This is a genomic window from Pseudomonas sp. BN606, from assembly GCF_029873115.1.
In the GTDB taxonomy this organism is placed as follows: Bacteria; Pseudomonadota; Gammaproteobacteria; order Pseudomonadales; family Pseudomonadaceae; genus Metapseudomonas.
The window spans coordinates 118412-130549 of record NZ_SSOF01000082.1; the positions used below are offsets into that span (position 1 = coordinate 118412).

Below are 12138 nucleotides of genomic sequence, written 5' to 3' on the forward strand. Positions count from 1 at the left end.
CTGGCGTCACTCATCCCGCCGCAAATCCGGCGGGATCGGCAGGTTGTTCAGCGGCGCCGGGCGCTTGCCGCGGCCGGCACGGAATTGCTTGAGTTGATAGACGTAGGCCAGGACCTGGGCAACGGCAAGGTAGAGTCCGGCGGGGATTTCCTGGTCCAGTTCGGTGGAGTAATACACCGCCCGCGCCAGGGCCGGGGACTCCAGCACCGTCACCTGGTTCTCCTGGGCAATCTCGCGGATCTTCAGTGCGGTGAAGTCATTACCCTTGGCCAGCAGCAGCGGCGCGCCGCCCTTTTCGGCGTCGTACTTCAACGCCACGGCGAAGTGAGTCGGGTTGGTGATGACGACGTCGGCCTGAGGCACGGAGGCCATCATGCGCCGCTCGGCCATCTCCCGCTGAAGTCGGCGGATACGCGACTTGACCTCAGGCTTGCCCTCGGAGTCCTTGTACTCGTCGCGCACTTCCTGCTTGGTCATCATCAGCTTCTGCTTGTTGTCCCAAAGCTGGAAGGGCACGTCCACGGCGGCAATCAGGATCAGGCCGCAGGCGAGCCAGACAGCACTCCAGCCCACTACCTGGACGCTGTGCAGGATGGCCATGTCCAAGGGCTCATGGGCAATGGCGAGAAGATCGTCACGGTCTGAATTGAGCACCGCGAGCGCCACCAGCAGGATGAGTGCGAATTTGGCCAACGCCTTGAGCAGTTCCGCCAGTGCATGCAGGGAGAACATTCGCTTGAGCCCGGAAAGCGGGTTCATGCGACTGAACTTGGGCATCAGCGCTTCGGTCGAGAACAGCCAGCCGCCCAGGGAAATCGGGCCGACGATGGATACCACCAGTAGGGTTATCAACAGCGGCAGCAAAGCGTCCAGCGCCATCTTGCCCGAGGTGAGCAGGAACAACCCCATGCTGCGCTCATCCATCAGCACCTCGCGCGGCAAGTCGAAGTTGCTGTGCATCAGCTTCATCAGCATGTCGGCAATGCCACCACCGGTTGCGAGGAGGCCACCCGCGCCAGCCAGGGTCACGGCTAAGGTATTCAGCTCCCGGGAACGGGCGATCTGTCCCTTCTCGCGGGCCTCCCGCAGCCGTTTCCCTGTGGGTTCCTCGCTCTTATCCGCCCCGCTCTCACTTTCTGCCATGGCTCACCTCAGCAGTAGGCCCGCGTAACCGCCGGGACGGGTAAGGAGTTGTTCATCGCGCCCTCGCCAGCTCACGCATGAGCTGCAGGGCGTCACTGGCCAGTACCTGGTACTGGGAGAGGATGTCGGCCATGCCGATCCAGACGATCACAAGGCCCAGCGCCAGGGTCAGTGGGAAGCCGATGGAGAAGATGTTCAGCTGGGGTGCTGCGCGGGTCATCACGCCGAAGGCCAGGTTGACCACCAGCAGCGCGGTGATCGCTGGCAGCGACAGCAGCAACCCTGCCCCCATCACCCAGCCGAGCTTGCCGGCCACTTCCCAGTGATGATTGGTCAGCAAGCCGCCGCCTACCGGCAGGGTGACGAAGCTCTCGGCGAGTATCTCGAAGACCACAAGATGGCCGTTCATGGAGAGGAACAACAGGGTTACCAGCATCAGGTAGAACTGGCCAAGCACCGGCACCGAAACACCGTTGGTGGGGTCGACCATGGAGGCGAAGCCCAGGCCCATCTGCATGGAGATGATCTGCCCCGCCACCACGAAGGCGTGGAAGAACAGTTGCAGCACGAAACCGAGCAAGGCGCCCACCAGAATCTGCTCGCCCACCAGCAGGATGTTGCCGAGGTTGATGGCGTCGACCTGCGGCATGGGGGGCAGCGTGGGCACCAGCACCACGGCAATCGCCAGCGCCAGGTACAGGCGAACGCGTGTCGGCACGAGCTGCGTGCCGATGATCGGCATGGTCATCAACAGCGCGGCAATGCGGAACAACGGCAGCAGGAAGCTGCCGATCCAGCCGCCGATCTGCGCGTCGCTGAGTTCGAGCATGGTCAGCCGATCAGCATCGGGATGTTCTGATAGAGCGTCTGGATGTACTCCATCAGTTGGCGGGTCAGCCAGGGGCCGACCCAGATCAGGGTGAGCAGCATCACCAACAGACGCGGCAGGAAGCTCAGGGTCTGTTCGTTGATCTGCGTGGCGGCCTGGAACATGGCCACGATCAGGCCGACCACCAGGCTCGGCACCACCAGGATCCCGACGATGATGCAGGTCAGCCAGAGCGCATCACGGAACAGGTCGATTGCAACTTCCGGAGTCATCGCAACTCTCCTAGACGCCGCCGAAACTGCCGGCAAGGGTGCCGATGATCAACGCCCAGCCGTCCACCAGGACGAAGAGCATGATCTTGAACGGCAGGGAGATGATCAGGGGCGAGAGCATCATCATGCCCATTGCCATCAGCACACTGGCCACCACTAGGTCGATGATCAGGAAGGGGATGAAGATCATGAAGCCGATCTGGAATGCTGTCTTCAACTCGGAGGTGACGAATGCCGGGACCAGGATGGTCAGCGGCGCAGCATCCGGGCTGGGTATATCAGTACGCTTGGACAGGCGCATGAACAGGTCGAGGTCGCTGGCGCGAGTCTGCGCCAGCATGAAGTTCTTGATCGGCACTTCAGCTTTCGCTATCGCGTCCTGGGCCGTCATCTGCTCATTGAGATAGGGCTGCAGCGCCTCGCGGTTCACCTGGTCGAATACCGGCGCCATGATGAACATCGTCAGGAACAGTGCCAGGCCGATGAGGATCTGGTTCGACGGCGTCTGCTGCAGACCAAGCGCCTGGCGCAGGATGGAGAAGACGATGATGATTCGGGTAAAGCTGGTCATCAGCATGACGAACGCAGGAATGAAGCTCAGCGCCGTCATGATCAGCAGGATCTGCAGGCTTACCGAGTATTCCTGCTGACCTTCGGGATTGGTGGACAAGGTAATGGCGGGCACCGACAGCGGATTGTCGGCGCCAAGGGCCAGGGGCGCAGCCAGCACCAGCAGCAGCGCAATGAGGAGGCGGGGCATCAATGCTTGTCCTTGCCGAGCAGTTCCATCAGTCGTTGAGCGAATTCCGGGCTAGCCGCCTCGGCGTCAGCCTGTTGCACGGGCTCTTTCAGTACATGCAGCGGCGTGATGCGTCCAGCACTGATGCCGAGCAGGATCTGCTCACCCCCCACCTGCACCAGCACCAGCCGATCACGCGGACCCAGTGCCTGACTGGCTACCAGCTTGATCACCTGGCCACCACGCGGCCCGAGTTGCTGCACCCGACGCAGAAGCCAGGCAAGCAGGAAAATCAGTCCGACCACCAGCAACAGGCCGATGGCCAGTTGCCCCAGTTGCGCAGCCATACCGCTTCCAGCCTGGGTAGCCGCCGTAGCGGATGCCGGAGTGGTCACAGCGGTTTCGGCGGCAATGCCGCTGATGGGCAGAAGCGACAGCCCGGCAAGAAGAAAACGGTGCATGGTTTCAGCGCAGCTTCTTGATGCGTTCACTCGGGCTGATCACATCGGTCAGCCGGATACCGAACTTCTCGTTGACCACCACCACTTCGCCATGGGCGATCAGGGTTCCATTGACCAGCACGTCCAGCGGCTCGCCGGCCAGGCGGTCAAGCTCGATCACCGAGCCCTGGTTGAGCTGCAGCAGGTTACGGATGGTGATGTCGGTGTTGCCCACTTCCATGGAAATGGACACCGGGATATCCAGGATCACGTCAAGGTTCGGGCCGTCGAGGCTTACCGGACCGCTGGCCTTGGGTACGCTGCCGAACTCCTCCATCGGCGCGCGTGGCGAACTGGGAGCTGTGCTGCCCTGATTCATCAGCGCGTCGATATCGTCCTGGGAAGCATCACCGGCTTCGGCCAGGGCCGCGGCCCACTCATCGGCCAGGGCCTGTTCTTCTGGGGTAGTGTCCATGTCGTTTGCCATCGCTTGACCTCGGCTGGCTCTGAATTCGTGGGAAACGCGCGATCAGCGCTGGCGTTCGATCGGTTCGAGGATCTGCAGGGACAGATTGCCCTTGTGCGATCCCAGCTTGGCCTTGAAGGCCGGCACGCCATTGGCGCGCATGATCATGTGCTCGGGCAGCTCCACCGGGATCACATCGCCGGGCTGCATGTGCAGGATGTCTCGCAATTTGAGTTGGCGACGTACTACGGTGGCGGCCACCGGCACGCTGACGTCGAGGATGTCCTCACGCAGCGCCTTGATCCAACGCTCGTCCTGGTCATCGACGTCGGATTGGAAGCCGGCGTCGAGCATCTCGCGGATGGGCTCGATCATCGAGTACGGCATGGTGATGTGCAGGTCGCCGCCACCACCATCCAGCTCAATGTGGAATGTGGATACAACCACCACTTCGCTGGGGCTGACGATGTTGGCCAGGGCCGGGTTCACTTCCGAGTTGATGTACTCGAAGTTCACATCCATCACTGCGTGCCAGGCCTCGGCCAGGTCGACGAAGGCCTGGTCCAGCACCATGCGCACGACGCGCAATTCGGTCGGTGTGAACTCACGCCCCTCGATCTTGGCGTGACGACCGTCGCCACCGAAGAAGTTGTCCACCAGCTTGAACACCAGCTTCGCATCGAGGATGAACAGCGAGGTGCCGCGCAGGGGCTTCATCTTCACCAGGTTGAGACTGGTGGGCACATAGAGCGAGTGCACGTACTCGCCGAACTTCATCACCTGCACACCGCCCACCGCCACGTCCGCGGAACGACGCAGCAGGTTGAACATGCTGATGCGGGTATAACGGGCGAAGCGCTCGTTGATCATTTCCAGGGTCGGCATGCGCCCCCGGACGATGCGGTCCTGGCTCGTCAGGTCATAACTCTTGACGCTGGCAGGGTCCGCGTCGGTTTCGGTTTCAACCAGGCCGTCATCGACACCGTGCAGTAGCGCGTCGATCTCATCCTGGGACAGCAGGTCTTGAACAGCCATGGTTGTACCTTGCCTACTGCAGTACGAAGTTGGTGAAGAGCACTTGCTCGACGGTGATCGCCCCGGTTTCCTGCTTGGCCAGCTCCTGCACGGTGGCGGTGGCCTGCTGGCGCAGCATTTCCTTGCCCACCGGGGTGACCAGGTTGTCGAAGCTCTGGCTGGAGAACAGCATGACCAGCTTGTTGCGCAGAACCGGCATGTGCACTTTGAGTGCATCCATCTCGGCCTGGTCACGGGCCATCAACGCGACGCTGACCTGCATGTAGCGCTGGCGACCGTTCTGGCTGAAATTGACTACGAAGGCTGGTGCCAGCTCTAGATAGATGGCGGGCTGTTTGGTCGGCGCTGCGGCCGCGGCTTCTTCCTTGGCCGGCTCAGCGGCCTTGTCGCCGCGACTGAGGAAGAACCAGGTGGCGCCGACCGACAGACCGATCGCCAGCAACAACGCCACGACGCCCAGGATAATGAGCTTCAGCTTGCTCTTGCCGCCTGCCACAGCGCCCTCTGCCGGGGCCTTCGCTTCTTTCTTCGCCATGCCAATAATCCGTCGCCTGGCGGGGAAAACCCGCCTTTTCCTGGGGAATGAGCAAGTGTTATGCCAGCTCGCCGGCCAACCAGCGGTTCAGGCAAATGCTTCAGGGCTGCGGATATACCAGTGTCAGGGGCGGCTGTCACGAAGTCAGGCGTAGAAGTCCACCAATCCGCGTCCACCACCCGCGCTGGCCGGGCGGATCTCGCTATGGCTCACGCTGATTTCCTCATCGCCCCCACCGCCAAAGTCGGCACGGCCACCGCCGGAGCGCCGCTCGCCGTCGCCACCCTGCCCCTGCCAGCCACGGTTGAGCGACTGGTCGGAAACGTTCACGTCGGGCTGGTTCATGCCCTGCTGGGCGAACATATCGCGCAGTCGATGCATCTGCCCTTCCAGGGCATCGCGAACGTTGGCGTTGGGACTGGCGAAGGTTACCTGGGTCTGATCCTGGGTCATATGCACGCGTACCTCGAGTCGCCCCAATTCCTGCGGATCGAGCTGGATCTCAGCGGACTTGAGGTTCTGGCTGGACAGCCACATCACGCGGTCCACGACCGCCTCGCTCCAGCCGCCCTGCTGCATGGCAACCGGCTGTCCGGGCACCAGTGCCGGCGCGCGCTGGGCCTGGGCAGTCTGCTGGCTGATGGACTGGCTCAGCGCATTGAGACGACTGGCCAGCAACTCGTTGCGCACTTCACCTTTGTTTTCGCCAAGGCCTTCCGCCAGTTCCACCGACAGCTCGGTGGATGAAAGGGCCTTGTCCAGCTTGCCCTCACCGGTCTCCAGCGGCTTGTCTGCGAAGGCCGCCAGGGCATCGGCGAAGTCCTGATCTGCGGTCGGCGCTGTCTGCGCCGCCTGGGTGGCCGCGCCTTGCGCCTGCTGGGCGGCCTGAGCGCCCTGGTCCAGTGCCATTTTCACGGCCGGCAAGCCATTGAGCTGGTCCAGGTCCGGATCGAGACTGGCTTCGGTCAGGGTCGCCGGCGCACTGCTGGTCACCTGTGGCGTCACCGGCAGTGCCGGTAGCGCTTCGCCGGAACCATCCGCCGCTACCGACGCGGCATCGGCAGCCAGTTGGCCGGTCATCGCCATGAGCAGCAACGGGTCCATTACCGACTCATCCGGTTTCTCTTGGGCTTCACCGTCTTCCTCGCCCGGCAACGGCTTGCCGCTTTCGGCAACCGCCGGCTGGTTAGTGGCAGGATCTACCGCCGGCTTTTCCTGGCCAGCTGCCTCATCCGACCTGGTCTTGGCTTGCCTTGCAGCCGCCTCGCTCCGTTCGACAGCTTTTGCCTGGCGTTCTTTCGCGTACATCTGGGCGAAGCTGGAAGCCTCGCCCTTGTTGGTTTCCGCCGGTTTTTCCGGGGCTTTTGCGGCCGGTGCTTTCGGCTTCACTTCAGGCCTGGCCTGAAGAAGCAGATCGGGGGCAACGGGCATGGGCACTCTCCGCTCGGGTTGGTTCGTGCCAGTGTGACTGCAAGGGACGGGCCAACATGTCCGACAGCGAGTGGAAGCGTTGATCAGTGCGCCAGTCCGCTTCGCGCGTCCTGCAAGAGATCACGGACGATGAGAAATTCCTGCTCGATCAGCAGGATGACGCCTGGCGCATCGGACAGCTGGTCACGGCGGGCCATGTCCTCCAGTTGCTTGCACAGGCTCGCCAGCTCAAGGGCCCCCATGTTGCTGCAGCTACCCTTGAAGCTGTGGGCGGCCAGGCGCAGGGCCTGGCTATCGGACGCGGCGTTGGCCTGACGGATCTGTCGCAAGCGCTCCGTCGAGTCCGCCAGGAAGGTATCCAGCAGCACCGGAAACTCGTCCTCCATGACGTCCCGCAAGGCGGACAGCACTGAATGGTCGAGATGGATATCGGACAAACCCGTCGCTCCCTCTACTGAACGTCAGAAAATTATGCCTTAACGGGCCAGCGGAATTCGACGCGTATGCCCCTGCCATCCTCGGCGGGCTCACAATAGGCGGTGAGCTGCCTGATCAGGGTCAGGCCGCGGCCGCAGAGGCCGTCCATCATTGGCTCACGAGCCAGGACAGTCCCCAGGTCGAAGCCTTTGCCGCTGTCTTCCACATGCACCAGCAAGCGCCCTCCCCTGCCCTCCGGGACCAGCTGCAGATTGAAGCGCACGTAGCCATCGTCCAGCCCGGCAAGGCGTTCGCTGCGCTCGCGATAATAGCGGGCGAAACCTTCGGCGTTGCGCTTGAGGGAAGAATCCAGCCCCAGTACGCCGTGCTCCAATGCATTGGAGTAAAGCTCAGCCAACACCGTATAAAGCGCTCCCCCCTGGTCGCGCAGCCCCTGGACCTCCAGCAGCAACTGCAGGAGGAAGGGCAGCGGGTTGAAGCGTTTAAGCGTCTGGGCGCGAAACTCGAAAGAGGCCGACCAGTCAAGCGGGCTGGCCTGGCCGCTGTCGGTGAAGGCCAGCTTGGCACGCTCGGTGGAGTCATCGAGCATGCGCACTTCGATCATGCTCACGTCGTCCTGGGCATGGCCCCGGAAGGCGCTCAGGGCCAGCTGGATTTCGTCGAACAGCCGGTTGCCGTCGCCATTGGCATTGAAGACTTCGCGCAAGCGCTGGTCCCCAAAGGTTTCGTCGCTGTCATTACGGGTTTCCAGCACCCCGTCCGAGACCAGGAAGATGCGGTCGCCCGTTTCGATGGGATAAGACTCGAAATGCGCATTGAAACTGCCCTGGTCAAGCACGCCCAACGGCAGGTGGCGCGACACGAGCGGCACCAGTTCGCCGCTATCGGCGCGGCGCAGATACCCTTCGGGAAGGCCGCCGTTCCATACCTCGACCAAACGCCGCTGGAAACTCAGATTGAGAAAGGTCGCACAGCAGAACACGCCAACCGGCAGGATGCGTTTCAGCTTGGCGTTCATCTCCCGCAGGATGTCGGCCATGGCATAACCCTTGGCGGTCATGCCGTAGAACACCTCGGCCAGCGGCATGGCACCAATGGCTGCCGGCAGACCATGGCCGGTGAAGTCGCCGAGCAGCACATGCATGCCACCCGAGGGCTTGTAGGCGGCCAGTAACAGGTCGCCATTGAACAGCGCATAGGGCGATTGCAGATAGCGGATGTTCGGGGCACTCAGGCAGCCGGAGTGCGCCACCTTGTCAAACACCGCCTTGGCCACCCGCTGTTCGGTGACCAGGTGTTCGTTATGCCGGGCGATCAGGTCACGCTGCTGCAGCACTGTGTCTTGCAGACGGCGCAGACGGTCGAGCGCCTTGATTTTGGCTTCGAGGATGACGCGGTTGTAGGGCTTGGCGAGGAAGTCATCCCCGCCCGCCTCCAGGCAACGCACCAATGCCTCGTTCTCGGTGAGGGAGGTGAGGAAGATGATCGGCACCAGGGCTTCGCCGGCCAGCTGCTTGATCTGGCGGGCAGCTTCGAAGCCATCCATCACGGGCATCAGGGCATCCATCAGCACCAGTTGCGGCTGTTCTTGCTGGAACAGCGCCACGGCCTCGCGGCCATTGGCGGCCGTCAGGGCCCGGTGGCCCTGGCGGTTGACAATGGTGGACAGCAGCAGCCTATCCGCTGCGTTGTCCTCGGCAATCAGGATCGTCAGCGGCGACGGCATGGCAACAGGCCTCAGGCGATCTGGAACAGTTGTTCGAAGTTGGAGATGGCGAGGATTTTGCGGACGTCGGGGTTGCAATTGGCAAGGCGAATCTGGGCACGCTCGCCACCGGCGTGGTCACGCAGCAGCAACAGCATGCCAAGTGCGGAGCTGTCGAGGTAGGTGGTGCCCTTGAGATCCACGACGTAGCGCTTGGGGGTGAAATTGACGCGCTCGTAGGCGTCGCGGAATTCCTGGTGGGCGCCGAAATCGAAACGTCCCTGGATAGTGATGGTCAGCTCCTGCCCATCGTCTGAGGGCATCGAGGTGATGGCCATGCAAAGCTCCTTGTTCAAATTCGGAATGCGCGTGGTGAAGATTTAGCACCCACCATCAGGCACGGCAACTGGAAAGCGGCGAGCCGGGAGAATTTATGGTTCTGAGATGACACGTTGAAGAATGCATTCGCTTTCGCGCTGAACGGTTGGTGTGCACGGCGCACCCTACTCCTCACCTCTGGCGGGCAAGCGTTGCACCAGTTCGTCCAGCAGCTTCTGCTCGCGCTTGTCCTCGGCTGCCCGGGCCTCGTCGAGGTAACGCTGCACCAGCTTGCGCAGCCCCTCGAGACGCGCATAGCGCTGTTGCCAGGCCGCGCGGGCCTTGTCGAGGTTCTCGCGGTGCCATTTGACGCTCTGCAACTGCTGGCCGATGGCGGATTCGAGCTGCGACAGGAAGCGCTGGTAGTTCATCAGCCATTGGCCGGAAACACCGCGCCGCCCTTCCTCGATCCATTGCTGCTGGTAGTCGGAGCGATAGCGCTCCAACTCGCCCAGTTTCATCTCCGCCTGAGTGACCTGCGCCTGACAGCGACCGAGCATGCGCGCGGCTTCACGCTCGGCGCGCTCGGCCATTTCGACCACCGGCGCCAGGCGCGCCGCCCGATTGCGTGACATGTGCTATCAGCCCTGGATACCCAGGGCTGCCGCAAGACGCTGGGCGCTCTGGGGAAGGCTCTCGCTCTCGTCGAGGCCCTGGCGCAGAAAGGCACTCATGGCCGGCTGGCGAGCGATGGCCAGGTCGGTATCAGGGTCGCCGCCTGCGACGTAGGCGCCCACGCTGATCAAGTCACGGCTCTGCTGGTAGCGCGACCAGAGCTGCTTGAAGCGCTGGGCCATCTTCATGTGTTCGGGGCTGACCACCTGGGGCATAACCCGGCTGATGGACGCCTCGATGTCGATGGCCGGGTAGTGGCCCTCCTCGGCCAGGCGGCGGGATAGCACGAAGTGGCCGTCGAGTACGCCGCGCGCGGAGTCCGCAATCGGATCCTGCTGGTCGTCGCCTTCGGAGAGCACGGTGTAGAAGGCCGTGATCGATCCACCACCCTGTTCGGCATTGCCGGCGCGCTCCACCAGCTTCGGCAGTTTGGCAAATACTGATGGCGGATAGCCCTTGGTGGCCGGCGGCTCGCCAATGGCCAGGGCGATTTCGCGCTGGGCCTGGGCAAAACGGGTCAGGGAGTCCATCAGCAACAGGACGTTCTTGCCTTTGTCGCGGAAGTACTCGGCAATTCGGGTGCAGTACATGGCGGCACGCAGGCGCATCAGCGGCGCATCGTCCGCCGGGGACGCCACGACCACGGAACGTTTGAGGCCTTCTTCACCGAGGATGTGCTCGATGAACTCCTTCACTTCGCGACCCCGTTCACCGATCAGGCCGACGACGATGATTTCCGCCTCGGTGAAGCGGGTCATCATGCCGAGCAGCACGCTCTTGCCCACGCCGGTACCGGCGAACAGGCCGAGCCGCTGGCCACGGCCGACGGTAAGCAACGAATTGATTGAACGAATGCCCACATCCAGCGGCTCGCTAATGGGGTGGCGCTTGAGCGGGTTGATGGTGGGGCCGTCCATCGGCACCCAGTCTTCAGCCTTCATGCCACCCTTGCCATCCAGGGCGCGACCGGCGCCATCGAGCACGCGGCCAAGCATGGACATTCCCATGGGCAGGCGGCCGGTATCCGGCAGTGGCACGACGCGGGCGCCCGGGGCAATGCCGGAAAGGCTGCCCACCGGCATCAGGTAGATCTTGCTTCCGGCAAAGCCCATCACTTCAGCTTCCACCTGCACCGGGTGATAGCTGTCGTCGTTGATTACCAGGCAGCGACTGCCCACTGGTGCGCGTAAACCCTCGGCCTCCAGGGTGAGCCCCACCATACGCAGTAGGCGGCCTTCCACCATGGGTTGCGAAGGCAGATCGATGACATCGTTGTAACCCGCCAGCCGCTTGGCGAAGCTGGCGCGCTCAATACGCATGATCGAGGCTGTCCGGAGAGTCCAGGTCGACCACCAGATCGGCCGATGGCGGATGGACCTTCTGCTCGCGTTGTTGCTCGAAGAGCTGCTTCATGGCCAGGTTCAGGCGCGTCTCGATGCTGGCGTCGATGCGCGAATGTTCGGTCTCGACCCGGCAGCCGCCGGGCTCAAGCGCTTCGTCTTCGAGGATGCGCCAGCTTTCTTCATGGCGTTCGCGCAGGGCCTTCACCTGTTCGAAGTCCTGCGGGTTGATGTGGATGCGCACGTTGCTGGCGCCCATCGGCAGCAGCTTCAGCGCCTCGCGCAGCACATGGCGGATCTGTCCGGAATCCATGCGCAGCTCGCGCTGAATCACCTGGCGGGTGATCAGACTGGTGAGGTGCACCAGGGACTCCTCGATCTGCCGGTCCTGCTCGGCGATGGGGTCCAGCAAGTGCCCCATCAACGCGTCGAGCTGGGCCAGTCGGGCATTCACGGCAGCCTCCGCTTCCTGACGGGCCTTGAGCTGGCCGGCATGGAAACCGTCGCGCTCGCCGGTGGCGAAGCCTTCGTTGTAGGCGTCCTGGCGAATGGCCTCGAGCTCGTCCAGCGTCAGCGGCTTGACGTCCTCGACCGGCACTTCCTCGATCTGCGATTCAGGCTCCGGCTCGGGCACCGCCGCAGCCAACGGCTCTTCCGGCTCGGCGGGTTGCGGGGCGTCCGGATCGAAACTGGGCAGCGACCAGCGATCGAAGACGTTGACGTCCTTGGCGCGGATCAGTTCGCTTGCCGAATCCTTGTTGGCCATGGGCGC

General features: G+C 63.0%; 15 protein-coding genes. All 15 read right to left on the minus strand.

Features of this window, described 5'->3' with window-relative positions; all coding sequences use genetic code 11:
- Window positions 1-6 precede the first annotated feature (6 nt).
- Window positions 7-1143 (minus strand): flagellar biosynthesis protein FlhB, encoded by a 1137-nt coding sequence (flhB, locus tag E8E75_RS25760; RefSeq protein WP_153917409.1) that lies wholly within the window; start codon window positions 1141-1143, stop codon window positions 7-9.
- 52 nt (window positions 1144-1195) lie between these two features.
- On the minus strand, window positions 1196-1972 hold the full coding sequence (gene fliR, locus E8E75_RS25765) for a flagellar biosynthetic protein FliR (protein WP_120649952.1): 777 nt from the start codon (window positions 1970-1972) through the stop codon (window positions 1196-1198).
- 2 nt (window positions 1973-1974) lie between these two features.
- Window positions 1975-2244 (minus strand): flagellar biosynthesis protein FliQ, encoded by a 270-nt coding sequence (fliQ, locus tag E8E75_RS25770; protein ID WP_120649951.1) that lies wholly within the window; start codon window positions 2242-2244, stop codon window positions 1975-1977.
- Between the two features lie 10 nt (window positions 2245-2254).
- The gene (gene fliP, locus E8E75_RS25775) at window positions 2255-3004 is read right to left on the minus strand and encodes a flagellar type III secretion system pore protein FliP (protein ID WP_077521919.1); all 750 of its coding nucleotides are present in this window, start codon (window positions 3002-3004) and stop codon (window positions 2255-2257) included.
- Window positions 3004-3444, minus strand: a complete 441-nt coding sequence (fliO, locus tag E8E75_RS25780; RefSeq protein WP_120649950.1) for a flagellar biosynthetic protein FliO — start codon at window positions 3442-3444, stop codon at window positions 3004-3006. The genes fliP and fliO overlap by 1 nt, the downstream gene beginning before the upstream one ends.
- A 4-nt stretch (window positions 3445-3448) precedes the next feature.
- A complete protein-coding gene (gene fliN / locus E8E75_RS25785; protein ID WP_120649949.1) occupies window positions 3449-3910 on the minus strand; it encodes a flagellar motor switch protein FliN in 462 nt (153 codons plus the stop codon).
- A gap of 42 nt (window positions 3911-3952) precedes the next feature.
- On the minus strand, window positions 3953-4924 hold the full coding sequence (fliM, locus tag E8E75_RS25790) for a flagellar motor switch protein FliM (protein ID WP_120649948.1): 972 nt from the start codon (window positions 4922-4924) through the stop codon (window positions 3953-3955).
- 13 nt (window positions 4925-4937) lie between these two features.
- Entirely contained in the window at window positions 4938-5459 is a 522-nt protein-coding gene (gene fliL, locus E8E75_RS25795; protein WP_153917406.1) for a flagellar basal body-associated protein FliL, read from the minus strand.
- Window positions 5460-5603: 144 nt separating this feature from the next.
- On the minus strand, window positions 5604-6890 hold the full coding sequence (locus E8E75_RS25800; protein WP_153917405.1) for a flagellar hook-length control protein FliK: 1287 nt from the start codon (window positions 6888-6890) through the stop codon (window positions 5604-5606).
- Between the two features lie 83 nt (window positions 6891-6973).
- Complete coding sequence (locus tag E8E75_RS25805) at window positions 6974-7327, minus strand: Hpt domain-containing protein (protein WP_120649945.1); 354 nt, start codon at window positions 7325-7327, stop codon at window positions 6974-6976.
- 32 nt (window positions 7328-7359) lie between these two features.
- Complete coding sequence (locus E8E75_RS25810; protein ID WP_153917403.1) at window positions 7360-9054, minus strand: fused response regulator/phosphatase; 1695 nt, start codon at window positions 9052-9054, stop codon at window positions 7360-7362.
- An 11-nt stretch (window positions 9055-9065) separates the two neighbouring features.
- Window positions 9066-9371, minus strand: a complete 306-nt coding sequence (locus tag E8E75_RS25815) for an STAS domain-containing protein (protein ID WP_028626550.1) — start codon at window positions 9369-9371, stop codon at window positions 9066-9068.
- A gap of 165 nt (window positions 9372-9536) precedes the next feature.
- On the minus strand, window positions 9537-9986 hold the full coding sequence (gene fliJ / locus E8E75_RS25820) for a flagellar export protein FliJ (RefSeq protein ID WP_120649943.1): 450 nt from the start codon (window positions 9984-9986) through the stop codon (window positions 9537-9539).
- Window positions 9987-9992: 6 nt separating this feature from the next.
- On the minus strand, window positions 9993-11345 hold the full coding sequence (gene fliI, locus E8E75_RS25825; RefSeq protein ID WP_120649942.1) for a flagellar protein export ATPase FliI: 1353 nt from the start codon (window positions 11343-11345) through the stop codon (window positions 9993-9995).
- Entirely contained in the window at window positions 11335-12132 is a 798-nt protein-coding gene (gene fliH / locus E8E75_RS25830; protein WP_153917401.1) for a flagellar assembly protein FliH, read from the minus strand. Before fliH ends, fliI begins: the two co-directional genes overlap by 11 nt.
- Window positions 12133-12138: the final 6 nt, after the last annotated feature.

Coding starts and splice junctions, on each gene's coding strand:
- fliI (WP_120649942.1), bottom strand. CDS start 11,345: ATGCGTATTGAGCGCGCCAGCTTCGCCAAGCGGCTGGCGGGTTACAAC.
- fliJ (WP_120649943.1), bottom strand. CDS start 9,986: ATGTCACGCAATCGGGCGGCGCGCCTGGCGCCGGTGGTCGAAATGGCC.
- fliO (WP_120649950.1), bottom strand. CDS start 3,444: ATGCACCGTTTTCTTCTTGCCGGGCTGTCGCTTCTGCCCATCAGCGGC.
- E8E75_RS25800 (WP_153917405.1), bottom strand. CDS start 6,890: ATGCCCGTTGCCCCCGATCTGCTTCTTCAGGCCAGGCCTGAAGTGAAG.
- fliM (WP_120649948.1), bottom strand. CDS start 4,924: ATGGCTGTTCAAGACCTGCTGTCCCAGGATGAGATCGACGCGCTACTG.
- fliQ (WP_120649951.1), bottom strand. CDS start 2,244: ATGACTCCGGAAGTTGCAATCGACCTGTTCCGTGATGCGCTCTGGCTG.
- fliR (WP_120649952.1), bottom strand. CDS start 1,972: ATGCTCGAACTCAGCGACGCGCAGATCGGCGGCTGGATCGGCAGCTTC.
- fliH (WP_153917401.1), bottom strand. CDS start 12,132: ATGGCCAACAAGGATTCGGCAAGCGAACTGATCCGCGCCAAGGACGTC.
- fliN (WP_120649949.1), bottom strand. CDS start 3,910: ATGGCAAACGACATGGACACTACCCCAGAAGAACAGGCCCTGGCCGAT.
- fliL (WP_153917406.1), bottom strand. CDS start 5,459: ATGGCGAAGAAAGAAGCGAAGGCCCCGGCAGAGGGCGCTGTGGCAGGC.
- fliP (WP_077521919.1), bottom strand. CDS start 3,004: ATGCCCCGCCTCCTCATTGCGCTGCTGCTGGTGCTGGCTGCGCCCCTG.
- flhB (WP_153917409.1), bottom strand. CDS start 1,143: ATGGCAGAAAGTGAGAGCGGGGCGGATAAGAGCGAGGAACCCACAGGG.
- E8E75_RS25815 (WP_028626550.1), bottom strand. CDS start 9,371: ATGGCCATCACCTCGATGCCCTCAGACGATGGGCAGGAGCTGACCATC.
- E8E75_RS25810 (WP_153917403.1), bottom strand. CDS start 9,054: ATGCCGTCGCCGCTGACGATCCTGATTGCCGAGGACAACGCAGCGGAT.